Below are 19,796 nucleotides of genomic sequence, written 5' to 3'. Positions count from 1 at the left end.
TTCTACCAAATAATCACTTGTATCACTCTTGGCGCACAGCCAAGAGTGACCGGGAGGATTACTCTTCGTCTTCTAGCTCGATGTTGATACCTAGCGAGCGGATCTCTTTCAACAATACGTTGAACGATTCTGGCATGCCAGGTTCCATGCTATGGTTGCCATCTACGATGTTCTTATACATCTTAGTACGGCCGTTCACATCATCCGACTTAACGGTTAGCATCTCTTGAAGGGTGTAAGCAGCACCGTATGCTTCTAGTGCCCATACTTCCATCTCACCGAAACGCTGACCACCGAACTGAGCTTTACCACCAAGTGGCTGCTGAGTTACTAGGCTGTAAGAACCTGTAGAACGAGCGTGCATCTTGTCATCAACAAGGTGGTTCAGTTTCAGCATGTACATGTAACCAACAGTTACAGGACGCTCAAACGCATCACCAGTGCGACCATCAAACAGAGTAAGCTGACCAGATTCTGGTAGATCACCAAGTTTCAATAGCTCTTTGATTGACTGCTCAGAAGCACCGTCAAATACAGGCGTCGCGATCGGTAGACCACCACGTAGGTTCTTGATTAGCGTGCGAACTTCGTCATCAGTTAGGGATGCAATATCCACTTTCTGACGCGTATCACCAAGATCGTAAACCTTCTGTAGAAGATCGCGGAACTTAGCCAGCTCTTGCTGCTCTTTCACCATCTGGTTGATCTTGTCACCGATACCTTTCGCCGCCAGACCTAAGTGTACTTCTAGGATCTGACCGATGTTCATACGCGAAGGTACACCCAGTGGGTTCAGTACGATATCAACAGGACGACCTGTTTCATCGTATGGCATGTCTTCAACAGGGTTGATCTTAGAGATTACACCCTTGTTACCGTGACGACCCGCCATCTTATCACCAGGCTGGATGCGACGTTTAACCGCTAGGTAAACCTTAACGATCTTCAGTACGCCAGGTGCAAGGTCATCACCTTGAGTGATCTTGCGACGCTTAGTTTCGAACTTCTTATCGAAGTCAGCTTTAAGCTCGTCGTACTGCTCTGCTAGTTGCTCTAGCTGAGTTTGCTGTGCATCATCTTCTAGCGTTAGCTCTAGCCACTTCTTACGTTCGATAGTGTCTAGTTTCGCTTCAGTGTAACCACCTTCGATTAGAAGAGCTTTAACACGGTTTAGAAGGCCACCCTCAAGAATTTGGAACTCTTCAGTTAGGTCTTTCTTCGCTTCTTTAAGCTGCATCTGTTCGATTTCAAGCGCACGCTTGTCTTTCTCTACGCCATCGCGAGTGAAGACTTGTACGTCGATGATCGTACCTGAAACAGAGTTTGGTACACGCAGTGATGTATCTTTAACATCTGATGCTTTCTCACCGAAGATAGCACGTAGTAGCTTCTCTTCAGGTGTTAGCTGAGTTTCACCTTTAGGTGTCACTTTACCAACTAGGATGTCGCCACCCTTAACTTCAGCACCAATGTAAACGATACCTGACTCGTCTAGTTTAGACAGAGCAGATTCACCTACGTTTGGAATATCAGCAGTGATCTCTTCAGCACCAAGCTTGGTATCACGCGCCACACAAGAAAGCTCTTGAATGTGGATAGTCGTGAAGCGGTCTTCTTGAACTACACGTTCAGAAACAAGGATCGAGTCCTCGAAGTTGTAACCGTTCCAAGGCATGAATGCGATACGCATGTTCTGACCAAGCGCTAGCTCACCAAGGTCTGTTGAAGGACCATCAGCAAGAACGTCACCACGCAGTACTGGTTCACCTGGCATCACACATGGACGCTGGTTGATACACGTGTTTTGGTTCGAACGAGTGTACTTAGTCAGGTTGTAGATATCGATACCCGCTTCGCCAGGAATCAACTCTTCTTCGTTAACCTTAACTACGATACGAGATGCGTCCACAGACTGGATAACACCACCACGTTTAGCAACCGCTGTAACACCAGAGTCAACTGCGATGTTGCGCTCGATACCAGTACCAACTAGAGGCTTGTCTGCTCTAAGTGTTGGAACTGCCTGACGTTGCATGTTCGCACCCATCAATGCACGGTTCGCATCATCGTGTTCTAGGAACGGGATAAGCGACGCAGCGATAGATACTACCTGGTTCGTTGCAACGTCCATGTAGTCGACGTTTTCGCGAGGGTGTAGACCAGATTCACCTTTCTGACGAGCTGTGATTAGCTCTTCAGAGAATGTGCCTTCTACAGAAAGAACCGTATTCGCCTGAGCGATTACGAACTGACCTTCTTCGATAGCAGATAGGTAATCTACTTCATCAGTAACAACGCCATCTACAACGCGACGGTATGGAGTCTCTAGGAAACCGTACTCGTTACAACGCGCAAACGCAGATAGAGAGTTGATTAGACCGATGTTTGGACCTTCAGGCGTCTCGATAGGACATAGACGACCGTAGTGAGTTACGTGAACGTCACGTACTTCGAAGCCAGCACGCTCACGCGTTAGACCACCAGGACCCAATGCAGAAATACGACGCTTGTGCGTTACTTCTGAAAGTGGGTTGTTTTGGTCCATGAACTGAGACAGCTGTGAAGAGCCAAAGAATTCTTTAACTGCAGCAGAAATCGGCTTAGCGTTGATTAGGTCTTGAGGCATGATTGCATCAAGATCACCAAGGCTTAGACGCTCTTTAACTGCGCGTTCTACACGAACTAGACCAACACGGAATTGGTTTTCAGCCATTTCACCAACAGAACGGATACGACGGTTACCAAGGTGGTCGATATCATCCACTTCGCCAATACCGTTACGGATAGCGATAAGCTTCTTCATCACTTCGATGATATCAGTTTCGTCTAGAGTACCCTGCTCTTGAGCGTCTTCACGCATGATTGAGCTGTTAAACTTCATACGACCAACAGTCGATAGATCGTAACGCTCATCAGAGAAGAATAGGCTTTCAAATAGCGCTTCTGCAGCTTCTTTCGTTGGTGGCTCACCAGGACACATCATGCGGTAGATTTCTACTAGCGCAGAGATACGGTCAACCGTGCTGTCGATACGTAGCGTATCAGACATGAACGGACCGTGGTCTAGGTCATTGGTGAATAGAACTTCTAGAGCTTTGTGGCCAGCCTGAGACAGGTTAGCTAGCGCTTCTAGGCTAAGTTCTTGGTTCGCGCCAACGATGATCTCGCCAGTCGCTTCATTGATGTAATCTTTAGAAGCAACTTTACCAACGATGTACTCTACAGGTACTTCGATGTGCTCAACGCCGTCTTTTTCAAGTTGGCGGATATGACGAGCCGTTACACGACGACCTTGCTCAACGTAAGTTGTGCCGTTTGCAGCAATATCAAATGTTGCTGTTTCGCCGCGTAGACGATCCGGAACCAACTCCATTAGAAGAGTTTGATCTTTAACTTCAAAGTTCACCTTCTCGAAGAATAGACCAAGGATCTCTTCTGTCGATTTGCCTAGTGCGCGAAGGATGATCGAAGCTGGAAGCTTACGACGACGGTCGATACGAACGTACAGGTTATCCTTAGGATCAAACTCGAAGTCGAGCCATGAACCACGGTAAGGAATAACACGTGCGTTATATAGAACTTTACCTGATGAGTGAGTCTTACCCTTATCGCTGTCGAAGAATACGCCAGGGCTTCTGTGAAGCTGGGATACGATAACCCTCTCGGTACCATTAATTACGAAGGTACCATTGTCAGTCATGAGTGGAATTTCACCCATGTAGACTTCTTGTTCTTTAATGTCTTTTACAGTACCTGCTGGCGCGTCTTTATCAAAGATCACAAGGCGTAGTTTTACGCGTAGTGGTTTTGAATAAGTTACACCGCGGATTTGACATTCTTTAACGTCAAAAACTGGCTCACCAAGACGGTAGCTAACGTATTGCAGCTCAGAGTTGCCGTTGTAGCTCTGAATTGGGAAAACAGAACGGAAAGCAGCTTCAAGACCGTACTGTCCCTCAGGATCCTGTTCGATGAATTTATCGAACGAATCGAGCTGGATCGATAGCAGGTATGGAATGTCCAACACTTGTGGACGAGTACCAAAGTCCTTACGGATGCGCTTTTTCTCGGTATAGGAGTAAACCATGGGGTTCCTCAGCTCGCTGATAAGTGACCCAAACTGCCTCTCACATTATGAGACAGTGACTAACTGCTGTTTCTCAAGTAGTGACCACCCCATTCCTTGGAAATGAAGCGTTTTTTGCTAGATATAGGCGCCGAAAACAGCGGAAAAATTGCCTATACCCTACAGCGCAAAAAGGCTGATGGTTAAAAAACCATCAGCCAATAGCCGTTAGGCTAAGAAGCTCAAGTAATAATTACTTGATTGCAACAGTTGCACCAGCTTCTTCTAGCTGAGCTTTAAGAGCTTCAGCTTCGTCTTTTTCAACGCCTTCTTTTAGAGGTGCTGGAGCACCGTCTACAAGAGCTTTAGCTTCTTTAAGACCTAGGCCAGTTGCGCCACGTACAGCTTTGATAACTTGTACTTTGTTACCGCCAGCAGCTTCTAGGATTACGTCAAATTCAGTTTGCTCAGCAGCAGCTTCGCCACCAGCAGCACCGCCAGCTACAACAGCAGCTGCAGCAGTAACGCCGAATTTTTCTTCCATAGCTTCGATTAGTTCAACAACTTGCATTACAGACATTTCTGCAACTGCGTCTAGGATTTGCTCGTTAGTAATAGACATAACAATTCTCTTTTAAGTCAACAATAAGTTTATTAAGCAACCAGTAAAAAGCAAGGCTTATGCCGCTGCTTCTTCTTTTTGGTCGCGAAGTGCAGCGATAGTACGTACCAGCTTGCCTGCAGAAGCTTCTTTCATGCACATCATTAGGCGTGCAATAGCTTCGTCGTAAGTTGGTAGTGTTGCTAGTACTTCTGCGTCAGTAAGTGCGCCTTCAAAAGCAGCAGCTTTGATCTCGAATTTATCATTCTCTTTAGCGAAGTCTTTGAAAAGACGCGCTGCAGCACCTGGGTGCTCGTTAGAGAACGCGATTAGAGAAGGACCAGTGAAAGTGTCTTGTAGACACTCGTACTCAGTACCTTCAACCGCACGGCGTGCTAGAGTGTTACGCACGACTCTCATGTAAACACCAGCTTCACGAGCTTGTTTACGTAGAGATGTCATCGCGCCAACTTCAACGCCACGAGAATCAGCTACAACTGCAGAAAGTGCACCAACGGCTGCTTCGTTGACTTCAGCAACAATTGCTTTTTTGTCTTGAAGGTTTAAAGCCATCTTGGATTTACTCCTGGTTGTCGTTACACCACTCACTATCATCACGACAGTGAGAGCTTATTAGGTGCAGTCCCAGAAGAAAGTTTACTAATTAAAATAAATCTTTCAGTCAGTTCGGGCACCATCTACGTAGGATGATTAAGTTTGACAAGTCAAACACCTACGGTCTTGGACGGAGACTGGAGAAAAATTCAACAGAATTTACTCAGCCCCAACCACAAATATTAGGCGCGAAATTATACACTAATTTCGCACCTTTGCAAATTGAATTAGCTAGCTTGAGTATCCAGGCTCGCTTGATCAACAGCAACACCAGCACCCATTGTAGTAGAGATGCTTACTTTCTTCAGGAAAGCGCCTTTCGCTGAAGATGGCTTAGCTTTCTTAAGAGCAACTAGAAGAGCTTCTAGGTTCTCTTTGATCTGCTCTGCAGAGAAGTTAGCTTTACCGATAGTAGTGTGGATGATGCCGTTCTTGTCGTTACGGTAACGAACCTGACCAGCTTTAGCGTTCTTAACCGCTTCAGCAACGTTAGGAGTTACAGTACCAACTTTAGGGTTTGGCATAAGACCGCGAGGACCTAGGATAGTACCTAGTTGACCTACAACGCGCATTGCATCTGGAGAAGCAACAACTACGTCAAAGTTCATTTCGCCTTTCTTAACTTGCTCAGCAAGATCTTCCATACCAACGATGTCTGCGCCAGCTTCTTTAGCTGCTTCAGCGTTTGCACCTTGAGTGAACACTGCTACGCGGATTTCGCGGCCAGTACCGTGAGGTAGTACAGTTGCACCACGTACGTTCTGGTCAGATTTACGAGCATCGATGCCTAGGTTAACAGCAACGTCTACAGACTCAACGAACTTAGCAGTTGCTAATTCTTGAAGAAGAGCAACAGCTTCGTTGATTTCGTATTCTTTAGTTACGTCAACTTTTTCGCGGATTACGCGCATGCGCTTAGTTAGTTTAGCCATCTTATTAACCCTCTACCACTAGGCCCATTGAACGAGCAGTACCAGCGATTGAACGCTTCATTGCTTCGATGTCAGCACCAGTCATATCAGCAGCTTTAGTTTCTGCGATTTCTTGGAGTTGAGCGTCAGTTACAGTACCCACTTTTTCAGTGTTTGGACGACCTGAACCAGACTTAATGCCAGCAGCTTTCTTAAGAAGAACAGCAGCAGGTGGAGTCTTAGTTACGAACGTGAAAGAACGGTCGTTGTATACTGTGATAACAACAGGAGTCGGTAGACCTTTTTCAACAGATTCTGTTTTCGCGTTGAACGCTTTACAGAATTCCATGATGTTAACACCGTGTTGACCTAGAGCAGGACCAACCGGTGGCGACGGGTTTGCCATACCAGCTGCAACTTGCAGTTTGATATAAGCTTCAACTTTCTTAGCCATGATATTTCCTAATTTTGGGTACAAACGCTAGCTATACAGCTTGCTCCCCGTGGTTTCATAAAGAACTTCTTTACAGCATTGCTGTAAAAAGGCGCGAAATTATAGTCATAATTCGCGCCTTACACAACCCTTTAAAAGGTGTTTTTTTAATCAAGTTTTTCCACTTGACCAAATTCAAGCTCAACTGGTGTTGCACGACCAAAGATCGATACAGACACTTTCACGCGGCTCTTCTCATAATCCACTTCTTCAACAGTACCGTTGAAGTCAGCGAATGGACCATCATTAACACGTACCACTTCACCCGCTTCGTACATTGTACGTGGACGAGGCGCTTCGCTTGCTTTCTCAAGACGATTAAGAATCGCGTCAGCTTCTTTATCAGTGATAGGTGCAGGACGGTCAGAGGTACCACCAATGAAGCCCATTACACGCGGAATACTGCGCACTAAGTGCCATGACTCATCGTTCATGATCATTTGAACAAGAACGTAGCCAGGGAAGAATTTACGCTCAGATTTACGACGTTGACCCGCGCGCATCTCAACAACTTCTTCTGTTGGTACTAGTACTTCACCGAAGTATTCTTCCATGTCGTGCATTTTGATGTGTTCACGTAGAGATTGAGCCACACGACCTTCAAATCCAGAGAAGGCTTGAACTACATACCAGCGTTTTTTTGGAGCTTCACTCATGAATAAAAACCCTCTATACCCCAGTTATGAATGCAACCAGACGAACCATGATGCCGTCGATGCCCCATAAAGCTAGAGCCATTACAATACTTACAGCTAAAACGATTAACGTTGTTTGTGTAGTCTCTTGACGAGTCGGCCAAACAACCTTGCGAACTTCCATACGAGATTCTTTCGCAAAGCTAATCGCAGCTTTTCCTTTCGTTGTTGTAGCAGCAACACCTAGTGCAGCCGCGATAAGAACAACAACACCTGCAGCTCGGATTACTACAGACATTTCGCCATACAGGTAATTACCTACAACAGCGGCAGCCGCAAGCGCAAAGGCTACGATCCACTTAAATGTGTCTGCGCCATTTGAGCTTTCAGGAGTTTCAGCATTATTTGCTTTCATAAAACCAACCTGTGATAAGTCTTAAATATAGACGACAACAACCCCGCTGTTGCAGGGCTCACTACTTTTTGCAGTTTATCCAAACAGAGAAATAAACGACAATTACCTTAGCAATCAAGCAGTTAACTCGATCAAAACTCGACGCTAAAACAAGAAATTATTAGTTAAATTTAATAGCCTCTTGTTTCAGCGCAGAAAAAGGGCATCAAATGATGCCCTTTTTACTAGTGTTTCGTCAAATCTTAATCAAAGATTTTCGCTACAACACCAGCACCAACTGTGCGGCCACCTTCGCGGATTGCGAAACGTAGACCTTCGTCCATAGCGATAGGAGCGATTAGTTCAACAGTCATTTGAACGTTGTCGCCTGGCATTACCATTTCTACGCCTTCTGGAAGCTGGATGTCACCAGTTACGTCAGTTGTACGGAAGTAGAACTGTGGACGGTAGCCTTTGAAGAAAGGAGTGTGACGGCCGCCTTCGTCTTTAGAAAGTACGTATACTTCAGACTCGAACTTAGTGTGTGGGTTGATTGAGCCAGGAGCTGCTAGAACTTGACCACGTTCAACTTCGTCACGCTTAGTACCACGTAGAAGTGCACCAACGTTCTCACCAGCACGACCTTCGTCAAGAAGCTTACGGAACATCTCAACACCAGTACATGTAGTTGTAGTAGTGTCTTTGATACCAACGATTTCTACTTCGTCACCTACTGTTAGGATACCGCGCTCGATACGGCCAGTTACTACTGTACCACGACCTTGGATTGAGAATACGTCTTCGATTGGTAGTAGGAACGGCTGATCTACAGCACGCTCTGGCTCTGGGATGTAAGAATCTAGTGCTTCTGCAAGCTCAACGATCTTGTCTTCCCATTGCTTCTCGCCGTTTAGTGCGCCAAGAGCTGAACCTTGGATTACTGGTAGGTCATCACCTGGGAATTCGTACTCAGAAAGAAGTTCACGAACTTCCATTTCTACTAGTTCTAATAGCTCTTCATCGTCAACCATGTCACATTTGTTCATGAATACGATGATGTATGGGATACCAACCTGACGGCCTAGTAGGATGTGCTCACGAGTCTGAGGCATTGGGCCATCAGTTGCAGCAACAACTAGGATACCACCGTCCATCTGTGCAGCACCTGTGATCATGTTTTTAACATAATCCGCGTGTCCTGGACAGTCTACGTGTGCGTAGTGACGAGTTGGAGTGTCGTACTCAACGTGAGAAGTTGCGATTGTGATACCGCGCTCACGCTCTTCTGGAGCGTTATCGATAGATGCGAAGTCTTTCGCTTCACCGCCGTACACTTTTGCAAGAGTAGTACAGATAGCAGCAGTTAGAGTTGTTTTACCGTGGTCAACGTGGCCGATAGTACCAACGTTTACGTGCGGTTTCGTACGTTCAAATTTTTCTTTAGACATGATGTGTCCCTCTAGGTACGGATTTAGGTGGCTTTGATGACCACGCAACCAAAATAGTTTGGTAATAGGCTTACTCTCAACCAATAAACTTAGTTTAGTTAAGAGAAAGTATCAAAAGGAAATGTTTACTTGAGAGCTGGTGCTGATAGGCAGACTCGAACTGCCGACCTCATCCTTACCAAGGATGCGCTCTACCACCTGAGCTATATCAGCACTCTAAATGAGTGGAGCGGGCAGCGGGAATCGAACCCGCATCATCAGCTTGGAAGGCTGAGGTAATAGCCATTATACGATGCCCGCAACACGTAACTCTTGGTGCTATTCCCTAAAGAATATGGTGGGGGGGGACGGATTCGAACCATCGAAGGCAGTGCCGGCAGATTTACAGTCTGCTCCCTTTGGCCACTCGGGAACCCCCCCACAGTACTTGTATCCATTTTCGTCTCATTGCCCTAGGCAAAGTGAAAATGGTGCCGACTACCGGAATCGAACTGGTGACCTACTGATTACAAGTCAGTTGCTCTACCTACTGAGCTAAGTCGGCACAAGTGGGGCGCATTCTATTGAATGATTTATTCGCTTGCAATACTAAAAGTGAAAAAAATCGCGAATTTAAACACAATTTTTGTTTGCAGCGTGATTTTGTACAAAAGTTATGCATCAACCACATTAATCTGACCTCAATATTTGCATTCTATTATGTGTGCGGTATGTTCCTCGCAGCGCCCTGCTAGATATAAAAACAGCGGCACGTTTTATAAGTTCAATGATATTGATTACGGATAACACCATGACCCCTTACCTCAATTTTAATCGCCAACAATGGGCTGAGCTGCGTAACTCGGTTCCCATGACTTTGAGTGAGGATGACTTACTAGAGTTGCAAGGGGTTAATGAAAGCTTAACCATGGAAGAAGCGGTTGAGATCTACTTACCGCTGGCGCGTCTCATCAATCTATATATCGAATCTCGCCAAGGACGTAATACGGTTCTCAATCATTTCCTTGGCAACACAGCAACCAAACCTCCCTTTATCATTGGTATAGCCGGCAGTGTCGCGGTAGGTAAAAGCACGACTGCACGTCTACTGCAGGCCTTGCTGGCTCGCTGGGATAACCACCCTAAAGTCGAACTCGTCACTACTGATGGTTTCCTCTATTCAAAAGAAGAGTTAGAAGCTCGTAACATCATGCACCGTAAAGGCTTCCCAGAATCCTACGACATTCATCGATTGGTCGATTTTGTAGCAAAAGCCAAAGCCGGTCAGTTTCCATTGAGTGTACCGGTCTATTCTCACCTGACATACGATATCACCGACGAGGAGTACGTCATCGATACGCCTGATGTCATCATCATCGAGGGGCTAAACGTACTGCAAAGTGGGATGGACTACCCTCATGAGCCCCATCGCGTGTTTATCTCGGACTTCTTGGACTTCTCGCTGTATGTCGATGCTGAACCAAGTGTTATTGAGCAATGGTATGTTGAGCGTTTTTTGAAGTTCCGCAAAGGCGCGTTTATGGATAAAGAGTCGTACTTTCACCACTATACTCTGCTTTCAGAAGCCGATGCCGTGGCTAAAGCGAAATCTATCTGGGCAAATATCAACGGTAAGAACTTGTTCGACAACATTTTGCCTACGCGTGAGCGAGCACGCCTCATTTTGAAGAAGGGTGAAAAGCACTTGGTCGAGCAGGTGTTATTACGAAAATAGCGAAGAAAGGTTGTCCCTCCTTCGCTATCACTTGAGGTTTAATACAAGCCTGAAGATGACCTATGCTGAGGTTTACTTTTACACTGGGTCTTGCCCATACTGATTCGCGCCATCAGTGCCTTTCATCAAGCCACACTCAACAAAAATCCACAAACCACAAACTAAAGCACCAAACGACACCAGTGTTTGAACGAGTGTCGGCTGTGAAGCCGCCATCTCACCGGCTGGGACCGCCAATCGGCCAATCACCAATGGGATATTGAGTAATAGAAACCAGGTAGGTCGATTTCTATCGTGCCAGCGCTTGGCTGTAATCGCGAGATCTGGGATCAGTACCAGCAACAGAAATGCTGGCAGTAATAAGTGCGAAAGATTAGGAAATAAGGTGTTAATGCCAATGGCAAACCCGAATATCGATAGGTAGTACACTACATTCCATAACCAAAATGTCTTACGACCAACGCGACCTTGAAAAGAAAACAGTAACTCTTTCATTGTTGTCCAACTTGTTATTTTACATCTGCCCCACTCTGCGGTGGGCGACATCGTTATACCACAGTTGGCTCAGCTAAGGGCCGTAAATCGAGCTCAATTCACTACTTTCTGAAAGCAGCTTCGATCCATGTCGCGAATATTTATCGTCAAACTTCGAATCTGGCTCGCCTGCGCTGCGAGCACCTCTATCAAAGCGCGAGACAAATCTCGTTTCTGTTCCTCTGTTCGTCCATCAAGCAACTCAAACGTCACGTGAATAAAATCACTGTCGTCTTGCTCTTCGCCAAGTAGCCAATGATGACAGCGCAACGTACGTGACTTAATCGATGCGACGTCAAATAAACCACTCTCTATCGCAACTTGATGTAGGTCTTCAAGCAGTCCTTGTACATTGACCCGCTCTTCAACTGTATTGGAGTACTCCATAACCAAATTTGGCATCTGATTCTTCCTTTGTCCGTTTGGTGTTTTTCGCTCCTTTTATACCCTTTAAGCACGACAAATCGTCGCCTAATTGATGTTTGTGTCTATGGGGTCACAAATAGGTCATACAGCGAAACCCAGAAAGATATGACAGGAGTCATGATCTGGCAAAATTTATCTGTTATATTCATTCGCACACTAGTGAATGACCTTGCGGGGGCAAAGACGGTCATTCACAAAAGATTTTTTATTATTTTTATTTAATTAGATATGGAGATATTCCTATGCGTCGTCCTGTAGTGATGGGTAACTGGAAACTGAACGGTAGCAAAGCAATGGTAACTGAGCTACTTACTGGCCTTAATAAGGAACTTGAAGGCGTAACGGGCGTTGACGTAGCCGTTGCTCCACCAGCACTTTACATCGACCTTGCTGAGCGCCTAATCAAAGAAGGCGGCGACAAGATCATTCTTGGTGCACAAAACACTGACGTAAACAATAGCGGCGCTTACACTGGCGACATGTCTCCTGAAATGCTGAAAGACTTCGGCGCAACTCACATCATCATCGGTCACTCTGAGCGTCGTGAATACCACAACGAATCAGACGAGTTCGTTGCTAAGAAATTTGCATTCCTAAAAGAGAACGGCCTAAAGCCTGTTTTCTGTATCGGTGAATCTGAAGCACAAAACGAAGCGGGCGAAACTGAAACAGTATGTGCTCGCCAAATCAATGCAGTGATCGACACTTACGGTGTTGAAGCTCTAAACGGCGCTATCATCGCTTACGAACCAATCTGGGCTATCGGTACTGGTAAAGCAGCAACAGCTGAAGATGCACAGCGCATCCACGCTTCTATCCGTGCTCTAATCGCACAAAAAGACGCAGCAGTTGCAGAGCAAGTAATCATCCAATACGGTGGTTCTGTTAAGCCTGAAAACGCTGAGTCATACTTCGCACAGCCAGACATCGATGGTGCTCTAGTTGGCGGCGCTGCTCTAAACGCAGCAGGCTTCGCTGCAATCGCTAAAGCAGCGGCAGCAGCAAAAGCTTAATTCTAGTATCCAAATCTAGATAGACAATAATGGTCAGCCATCGCTGGCCATTTTTTTTATGTTCCCTTCCCGATAAATCAAGTAACCTACACCTCTCTTTCTTGTATTGATAAGTCTTAGTAGTGGTGAAGGGATGTTAGACAAACACGGGCTGTTATCCAATCCTGTCACACAAGTACTTCGACAAATGACGGTGCCAATGACCTTTGGCATGATCGCGGTTTTGATGTTTAACCTAGTCGATACTTTCTTCATATCCCTACTGGGCACTCAAGCTCTTGCCGCTATCAGCTATACTTTTCCGGTCACATTCGGGGTCAACTGCATTACGATGGGCATCGGGATGGGGCTCTCTACTCATATCGGTCGCCATTTAGGAAAAGGAGATACTCGACAAGCTGCCGCCCTATCCACTCACGGATTACTCCTTGCCATCGGATTAGTCACCCTCGCCGGATTAGCTGGTATTCTATCGATTGAACCTCTCTTTCGCGCTTTAGGTGCCGAGGCATCGCTCATCCCGATGATTAGAGAGTACATGCTGATCTGGTATCTCACGATCCCACTACTTGTCATTCCGATGGCAGGCAACAGCGCGATTCGCGCCTCAGGCGATACCAAAACACCGGCAAAAATCATGATGCTCTCGGGGGTACTCAATGGCCTTCTCGACCCTCTATTGATCTTTGGTATCGGCCCTTTCCCAGAGTTAGGTATTCAAGGCGCTGCGATTGCCAGTGCTATTAGTTGGTTAGGCGCACTATGTGCCTCTTTGTATGTCCTCAAGGTTCGTGAAAAGCTCTTGTCATGGCCACAAACCAAACGCTTGATTCATGATTGGATTGCCATTCTCTCTGTCGGTTTACCTGCCGCATTTTCTACAGCGATGACGCCTCTAGCCGGTGCCATTTTGATGAAAATGCTTTCGGCCTATGGTAACCCTGCGGTCGCAGCCTATGGCGCTGCGCAACGTGTCGAGTCGATCCTTATCTTAGTTTTGATGGCACTGACCTCTGCCCTAACCCCTTTTATGGCGCAGAACTTTGGGGCTAACCAACCACAGCGCAGCTTTCAAGGGCTATTTCTGAGTATGCGCTTCTCTATCGCCTTCCAGCTTTTGATTTTTATTGTGATGGTGCCATTGAGCCTACCTATCGCGGCGCTCTTTTCACAAGAGGAGCAAGTGAAAGGCCTACTGTGGCAATACCTGTTGTTGGTTCCGTTGAGTTACGGCTTTCAGGGGGTATTGATGATGTTGAGCTCGGCCCTGAATGCGCTGCATAAACCTCTGCTCGCTTTTCAATGGAACGCGATGCGCTTGTTTCTGTTTACACTGCCAAGTGCATGGTTAGGGGGCGTTTTATATGACGTTGAGGGTGTCTTTATCGGCATTGCCGTGGGTAATATCATTGGCGGGTGTTTAGGGTACCTCTACGCTTTGAAGCTTCGCAGACGTTATATTGCGCCAAGTGAGGCACACTCAGCGCAATAAAATTACAGGACAGGTCTGACAAATAGAGAGGGACTAGGCTTCCTCTTCTTCCTCATCGATTTCAAAGTCAACATCGAGCGGCTCTTGCGACAAGATAATGCCCGTGTTATCTGCGTAGAGGTAATCTTCAGGCAAGAACGTGACACCACCGAAGTTAACCGCAACATCCATCTCACCGATACCTTCTTGGTTTGAGCCTACAGGGATAGAAGCCAAAGCATGGATACCGATATTCATATCTTCAAGCTCATCCACTTCACGGACACAGCCGTAAACAACAATACCTTCCCACTCATTCTCTTCCGCCATCGCGGCGATTTCAGCATCGATAAGCGCACGTCGTAAAGAACCACCACCATCAATCAGAAGTACACGCCCTTCGCCATCTTGCTCAAGCACATCGCGAATAATGCCATTATCCTCAAAACACTTAACCGTACTGACTTGGCCAGCAAAAGAGGCACAGCCGCCAAAGTTAGTCAACATCGGTTCAACCACGTCAACTTGATCGAGATAAATATCACATAGTGCAGATGTGTTGTATTCCATAGCGGTTCTCTCTGTCCAATGAGCCTATTTCGAGTATATCGCCTCAACAAGTCATTGCAATGACGGTCAGTTTTCTAGCTCACAAATAGGGTAAAAATAGTCAACAAAACAAATACTAAGTTTGAGACTAGTGCACATTTCACCATCTGCGGCAGTTGGGGGGCCAGTTCACGTGCCTGTTTGGCCTGCTGGACTACGCGCAAATGACCGCGCGTCACAACAAGTGCAATGAACCAAGCCGTCAGCAGCCATACGGGTGTTGCCAGCACAAGATTAGTCACCATCAAACTCGCGATACCTGAAATCACCAAAACATAATGATAGCGTTTCGCGCCCTCAAGGCCCAATCGCACTGCCACTGTGCGCTTGCCACACTCGGCATCATTCTCTATATCGCGCATGTTATTCACGTTGAGCACCGCAACAGAGAGTAAGCCACAGCCGATCGCCGGCAAGATGGTCATCGCTGAAAGTGTACCGGTATGCAGAAAGTAGGTCCCTAACACGCCAAGCAAACCAAAGAAGGTAAACACTGAAACGTCACCCAAGCCGACATAACCATAAGGCTTTGAGCCCATGGTATAGGCAATTGCAGCGCCAATCGCCAAGATACCTAAGCCACAAAACACAATCACGTTATGCAGAGAATCAAGAGAGTAAGTGACCAGAGCCAAACCTGAAGCGATGGTTAGAAGCACGTTGATCGCTATCGCTTTACGCATCGTCGCAAGACTGACCGCCCCAGATTGAACCGCGCGCATCGGGCCAACGCGATTTTCATTATCCGTGCCTTTCTCTGCATCACCATAATCATTGGCAAGATTCGATAAAATCTGCAATAAGGTCGCCGTCAGAAGCGCAAGCAAGGCGACAGGCAGTGAGAAAACCCCTTCACTGTATGCCAAAGCACTGGCAGTAATGATAGAGGTTAGCGCGAGAGGCAACGTTTTAGGTCTTGCAGCACTAAACCATACAGACAGTGTTGCTGGTGACGATGTTTGAGTCATGAAGCTAAATCAATCAGTTGTTATTAAATCGTATTCTGTCACAGGATAAATCTGTGTCACAGGTCTCTAAACGAAAAAAGGCCGCTAAAAGCGACCTTCTTTGTATACTTGTGGTGTGATTACTTCACACGACCAACGTATTCACCCGTACGAGTGTCAACTTTGATCACTTCGCCGATTTGAATGAATAGAGGCACACGTACAACAGCACCTGTTGTTAGTGTCGCAGGCTTACCACCTGTACCCTGTGTATCACCTTTTAGACCAGGATCAGTTTCAGTCACTTCTAGCTCAACGAAGTTTGGTGGGGTTACTGCGATTGGGTTACCATTCCACAGTGTCAGCATACATGTGTTGTTTTCTACCAACCATTTTGCGTTTTCGCCCACTGCTTTTTCGTCAGCTGCGATTTGCTCGAACGTTTCAGCGTTCATGAAGTGGAAGAATTCGCCATCGCTGTATAGGTAGTCTAGGTCTGTATCTAGAACGTCTGCAACTTCAACGGTCTCACCAGACTTGAATGTTTTCTCTAGAACCTTACCAGAAAGCAGCTTACGGATTTTAACACGGTTAAAAGCCTGACCTTTGCCTGGTTTTACATACTCGTTTTCGAGAATGACACAAGGCTCGTTATCAAGCATAATTTTAAGACCGCCTTTGAATTCATTCGTGCTAACAGTAGCCATTTTTTCCTCTTACCATTCTTCGAGTTAAATTTAATGCCGCATATCATAACCCGAAAAGTCGATTCTGTTGAGCAAAACTGGCTCAAACAGCTAGCTAATGGGATCTCTGATCCGACAAAACTGCTAGAACAGCTCGATATTGATCCCACGCCATGGCAATCAGGGTTTGCCGCACGCTCTTTATTTGCACAAAGAGTGCCTTTGAGTTTTGTAGAAAGAATGGAAAAAGGCAACATCCATGACCCGCTATTGCGCCAAGTTTTACCTGTTGCTGAAGAGTTTGATCAGCCAAGCGGCTATGTCACTGACCCTCTGGGTGAGCAAGATAATCAACAACCAGGTCTATTGCACAAGTACCGCAACCGCGTATTGATGATCCTAAAATCGGGCTGCGCCGTGAACTGCCGCTACTGTTTTCGTCGCCACTTCCCTTATCAAGAGAACAAGGGAAGCAAATCAATATGGCAAGAAAACCTCAACTACATCAATGATCACAAAGAGCTCAATGAAGTGATCCTGTCGGGTGGCGACCCGTTGATGGCAAAAGATCATGAACTGGTATGGCTCGTTGAACAGCTAGAGCAAATCCCACACATTAAACGTCTGCGCATACACACTCGCCTACCTGTGGTTCTGCCTGCTCGAATTACCGATGCATTGTGTGAGTTACTAGAGCAAACCCGTTTGCAGATTGTGATGGTGACACACATCAATCACGCCAATGAGATAGACGCCAGTGTTGAGTCCGCAATGGCGCATCTAAAAAAGGGCGGTGTAACTCTGCTTAATCAAGGGGTACTGCTCAAAGGAGTCAACGACTCTGTTGAAGTACAAGTCGCGCTAAGCAACCGCCTATTTGAAGCCGGAATCTTACCCTATTACCTGCATGTGCTTGATAAAGTACAAGGAGCTGCGCACTTTTATGTCAGTGATGACAACGCACGCAAGATTATGGCGGGATTAATCGAGCAAGTCTCTGGATACCTTGTGCCAAAGTTGACCCGAGAGCAGAGCGGTAAGAAAAGTAAAACCCCACTCGACCTGCATCTTGAATAGTTATCTTATCGACAAATATATTTCGTTTAACCCTGTAAGATAATCCGCCCATACTCGCTCTCTTTTATTAGGGGGCCAGTATGGATCATCTCATTTCAAACATTATCGATATCGCACCATTTGAGTGGATGGCACTGATGTGTTGTGCCATCAATGGCTTAATGATCGGTATCGAGCGCCAAACACGCGGCAAACCTGTCGGTATTCGCACTTCGATCTTAATCATTGCAGGCACCTACATGTTTATGACTTTAGCAAGATCTCTGTCTATCAACAGCTTGGATCATGCTCGAGTTCTCGGCCAAATCATTACCGGCGTGGGCTTTTTAGGTGCAGGCGTGATGATGACGCGCGATGGCAAGATCCACGGTGTCACCTCCGCTGCCATAATCTGGCTGCTTGCGGCACTCGGTATGACGATAGGGCTAGGCTATTGGCATCAGTCTATCGTACTCACCGCACTCGCTTTAATTGTGCTGTTGGGGGTCGACAAAGCGGAAAACCAATTTAAGGCACTGCGCCGTGGGGTTCATCAAAAGTTTCAATTGCATCGCAAGACAAGAACGAAGGTGCCTCGTTCGCTCGACAAGTCAGAATAGCGAACCGTCACCCAAATAATTCAAACACGGACGTTTGAAGAAGTAACACAGCGTATTGCCATGAATATCACAAATATCAATTAATTAATGCCAATGCATCACGATTATTGACCGAAAACAATGAAGCACCAGATGACAAAAATGTGGCACACAATAAGCATGTTGGCTCACATTCCAGCACACCATTCTCCGATACGATGAAGAAAAATAACTCATTGGAGATGCGATTATGTTTTACGTACATATGCTGTTATTGCTCACCGTCATATTCATTGGTATTCGCCATGGCGGCATTGCTTTCGGCCTATTAGGTGGTCTCGGGGTCTCTATCCTCGCGTTTGTCTTTGGTGTGGCACCTGGCACCCCACCCATCAGTGTGATGCTGATTATTCTCGCAGTTGTCGCTGCCTCTGCAACCTTAGAGGCTACTGGTGGCCTAAAGCTCTTAGTGCGTTTTGCCGAGCGCTTACTGCGCAAGCACCCAAATCAGATTGTCTTCCTTGGCCCACTGTGTACTTACTCTCTAACCGTGCTTGTCGGTACCGGTCACTCGGTTTACCCACTACTGCCGGTTATCTACGATGTGGCTTACAAAAAAGGCATTCGCCCCGAGCGCTCTATGGCTATGGCGACGATAGCCTCGCAAATGGGTATCACAGCAAGCCCTATCGCTGCAGCGGCCGCCGTTGTTATGGCAACAGCCGCTGACAACAATCTCGACATTAGCCTAGTTAACGTCTTGATGGTGACAATCCCTGCTACCTTGATTGGTGTTTTGACCGGGTGTTTATGGAGCTTGAAACGCGGTAAAGATCTTGACCAAGACCAAGAGTTTATCGAGCGCTGTAAAGATCCAGAATTCAAAGCACAACTTATTGATGTAGAGGAAGGCTCAAGTGAGGGTGGTATCGCCCCTACGGCTAAGCGTGGCTTGATGATTTTCCTTGCTGGTATCGCAACCGTCATCTTTGTCGCGATGTTTGGTAAAGACTTGTCCCTGCTGCCTGATGGCGTGAATATGTCTGTCGCGATTCAGTTCTTGATGCTCTCTGTCGGTGCCATCATCTTGCTGGTCACTAAGGTTGAGCCGAAAAAAATCGTCCACAGTAACGTATTTATTGCCGGTATGACGGCGGTGATCATCATCTTTGGTATCGCTTGGATGAGTGACACGATCATTGGTTTCCACAAGCCTTACTTGATTAGCCTTGTGAGTGATATTGTGGCTGCGCATCCATGGACATTCGCGATTGCCATGTTTGTTGTCTCTGTGTTCCTAAAGAGCCAGGCGGCGGTTTTGACCATCATGTTGCCTCTTGGCTTTGCAATGGGGATCCCTGCGCCAGTACTCATCGGTGTGCTACCAGCCTGTTATGCGTACTTCTTCTTCCCGTTCTACCCAAGTGACCTAGCGGCTATCTCATTTGACCGCTCTGGCACAACGCGAATCGGTAAGTACGTTTTGAACCACAGCTTCTTGCTGCCGGGATTCATTGGTGTAGTTACCGCGACTGGTGTGGGTTATGTCATCTCAATGGCAATCAACTAGCCCTTTAA

General features: G+C 46.6%; 19 protein-coding genes and 4 tRNA genes. 6 read left to right on the top strand and 17 right to left on the bottom strand.

Annotated features, from left to right (window positions below; all coding sequences use genetic code 11):
* Window positions 1–58: 58 nt before the first annotated feature.
* From rpoB to QWZ05_RS14215, 12 genes are all read right to left on the bottom strand, one after another.
* Window positions 59–4,087, bottom strand: coding sequence for a DNA-directed RNA polymerase subunit beta (gene rpoB, locus QWZ05_RS14270; protein ID WP_290299056.1), 4,029 nt, complete (start codon window positions 4,085–4,087; stop codon window positions 59–61).
* Between the two features lie 232 nt (window positions 4,088–4,319).
* Window positions 4,320–4,688: a 50S ribosomal protein L7/L12 gene (gene rplL, locus QWZ05_RS14265; protein WP_264874351.1), complete on the bottom strand. Its 369-nt coding sequence runs from the start codon at window positions 4,686–4,688 to the stop codon at window positions 4,320–4,322.
* A 57-nt stretch (window positions 4,689–4,745) separates the two neighbouring features.
* Entirely contained in the window at window positions 4,746–5,240 is a 495-nt protein-coding gene (rplJ, locus tag QWZ05_RS14260; protein WP_264874352.1) for a 50S ribosomal protein L10, read from the bottom strand.
* A gap of 269 nt (window positions 5,241–5,509) precedes the next feature.
* Entirely contained in the window at window positions 5,510–6,214 is a 705-nt protein-coding gene (rplA, locus tag QWZ05_RS14255) for a 50S ribosomal protein L1 (RefSeq protein ID WP_164649290.1), read from the bottom strand.
* Window positions 6,215–6,218: 4 nt separating this feature from the next.
* Window positions 6,219–6,647: a 50S ribosomal protein L11 gene (gene rplK, locus QWZ05_RS14250; RefSeq protein WP_264874353.1), complete on the bottom strand. Its 429-nt coding sequence runs from the start codon at window positions 6,645–6,647 to the stop codon at window positions 6,219–6,221.
* Window positions 6,648–6,793: 146 nt separating this feature from the next.
* Complete coding sequence (gene nusG, locus QWZ05_RS14245) at window positions 6,794–7,342, bottom strand: transcription termination/antitermination protein NusG (protein WP_264874354.1); 549 nt, start codon at window positions 7,340–7,342, stop codon at window positions 6,794–6,796.
* Window positions 7,343–7,355: 13 nt separating this feature from the next.
* Complete coding sequence (gene secE, locus QWZ05_RS14240; protein WP_264874355.1) at window positions 7,356–7,736, bottom strand: preprotein translocase subunit SecE; 381 nt, start codon at window positions 7,734–7,736, stop codon at window positions 7,356–7,358.
* 242 nt (window positions 7,737–7,978) lie between these two features.
* Window positions 7,979–9,163, bottom strand: a complete 1,185-nt coding sequence (tuf, locus tag QWZ05_RS14235; RefSeq protein ID WP_264874318.1) for an elongation factor Tu — start codon at window positions 9,161–9,163, stop codon at window positions 7,979–7,981.
* A 137-nt stretch (window positions 9,164–9,300) separates the two neighbouring features.
* A tRNA-Thr gene (locus QWZ05_RS14230) sits at window positions 9,301–9,376 on the bottom strand.
* A 12-nt stretch (window positions 9,377–9,388) separates the two neighbouring features.
* Window positions 9,389–9,463 (bottom strand) — tRNA-Gly (locus tag QWZ05_RS14225).
* Window positions 9,464–9,498: 35 nt separating this feature from the next.
* Window positions 9,499–9,583 (bottom strand) — tRNA-Tyr (locus QWZ05_RS14220).
* Window positions 9,584–9,631: 48 nt separating this feature from the next.
* A tRNA-Thr gene (locus QWZ05_RS14215) sits at window positions 9,632–9,707 on the bottom strand.
* A 246-nt stretch (window positions 9,708–9,953) separates the two neighbouring features.
* Here QWZ05_RS14215 and coaA point away from each other — a divergent pair.
* Window positions 9,954–10,877 carry a type I pantothenate kinase gene (gene coaA / locus QWZ05_RS14210; RefSeq protein ID WP_264874356.1) on the top strand — a complete coding sequence of 308 codons (924 nt, stop codon included), beginning with the start codon at window positions 9,954–9,956 and terminating at the stop codon, window positions 10,875–10,877.
* 78 nt (window positions 10,878–10,955) lie between these two features.
* Here the strand turns inward: coaA and QWZ05_RS14205 are convergent, their stop codons facing one another.
* Window positions 10,956–11,372, bottom strand: coding sequence for a DUF805 domain-containing protein (locus tag QWZ05_RS14205; RefSeq protein WP_290299049.1), 417 nt, complete (start codon window positions 11,370–11,372; stop codon window positions 10,956–10,958).
* Between the two features lie 93 nt (window positions 11,373–11,465).
* Window positions 11,466–11,813, bottom strand: a complete 348-nt coding sequence (locus QWZ05_RS14200) for a 5-carboxymethyl-2-hydroxymuconate Delta-isomerase (RefSeq protein ID WP_264874358.1) — start codon at window positions 11,811–11,813, stop codon at window positions 11,466–11,468.
* A 266-nt stretch (window positions 11,814–12,079) separates the two neighbouring features.
* Between QWZ05_RS14200 and tpiA the strand changes: the two genes are divergently transcribed.
* Window positions 12,080–12,850: a triose-phosphate isomerase gene (tpiA, locus tag QWZ05_RS14195; protein ID WP_264874359.1), complete on the top strand. Its 771-nt coding sequence runs from the start codon at window positions 12,080–12,082 to the stop codon at window positions 12,848–12,850.
* Between the two features lie 133 nt (window positions 12,851–12,983).
* Entirely contained in the window at window positions 12,984–14,342 is a 1,359-nt protein-coding gene (locus tag QWZ05_RS14190) for an MATE family efflux transporter (protein ID WP_290299045.1), read from the top strand.
* Between the two features lie 33 nt (window positions 14,343–14,375).
* Here QWZ05_RS14190 and rraA read toward each other — a convergent pair whose 3' ends face one another.
* The 3 genes from rraA to efp all read right to left on the bottom strand — a co-directional run bounded on the left by rraA (window position 14,376) and on the right by efp (window position 16,584).
* Window positions 14,376–14,891 carry a ribonuclease E activity regulator RraA gene (gene rraA / locus QWZ05_RS14185; RefSeq protein ID WP_264874361.1) on the bottom strand — a complete coding sequence of 172 codons (516 nt, stop codon included), beginning with the start codon at window positions 14,889–14,891 and terminating at the stop codon, window positions 14,376–14,378.
* A gap of 74 nt (window positions 14,892–14,965) precedes the next feature.
* The gene (locus QWZ05_RS14180) at window positions 14,966–15,898 is read right to left on the bottom strand and encodes a 1,4-dihydroxy-2-naphthoate polyprenyltransferase (protein ID WP_264874362.1); all 933 of its coding nucleotides are present in this window, start codon (window positions 15,896–15,898) and stop codon (window positions 14,966–14,968) included.
* 119 nt (window positions 15,899–16,017) lie between these two features.
* Window positions 16,018–16,584, bottom strand: a complete 567-nt coding sequence (gene efp / locus QWZ05_RS14175) for an elongation factor P (RefSeq protein WP_264874363.1) — start codon at window positions 16,582–16,584, stop codon at window positions 16,018–16,020.
* Between the two features lie 33 nt (window positions 16,585–16,617).
* Here efp and epmB point away from each other — a divergent pair, with 33 nt between their 5' ends.
* From epmB to QWZ05_RS14160, 3 genes are all read left to right on the top strand, one after another.
* Complete coding sequence (gene epmB, locus QWZ05_RS14170; protein ID WP_290299041.1) at window positions 16,618–17,640, top strand: EF-P beta-lysylation protein EpmB; 1,023 nt, start codon at window positions 16,618–16,620, stop codon at window positions 17,638–17,640.
* An 80-nt stretch (window positions 17,641–17,720) separates the two neighbouring features.
* Window positions 17,721–18,239, top strand: a complete 519-nt coding sequence (locus QWZ05_RS14165) for an MgtC/SapB family protein (RefSeq protein ID WP_264874365.1) — start codon at window positions 17,721–17,723, stop codon at window positions 18,237–18,239.
* A 229-nt stretch (window positions 18,240–18,468) separates the two neighbouring features.
* Window positions 18,469–19,788: an anaerobic C4-dicarboxylate transporter gene (locus QWZ05_RS14160; RefSeq protein WP_264874366.1), complete on the top strand. Its 1,320-nt coding sequence runs from the start codon at window positions 18,469–18,471 to the stop codon at window positions 19,786–19,788.
* The last annotated feature ends 8 nt before the right edge of the window (window positions 19,789–19,796 follow it).

It is taken from the genome of Vibrio agarivorans (genome assembly GCF_030409635.1).
GTDB classification, from domain to species: Bacteria; Pseudomonadota; Gammaproteobacteria; order Enterobacterales; family Vibrionaceae; genus Vibrio; species Vibrio agarivorans.
The sequence above is the reverse complement of the archived record's forward strand: the minus strand, read 5'-3'. Positions and strand labels throughout refer to the sequence as shown.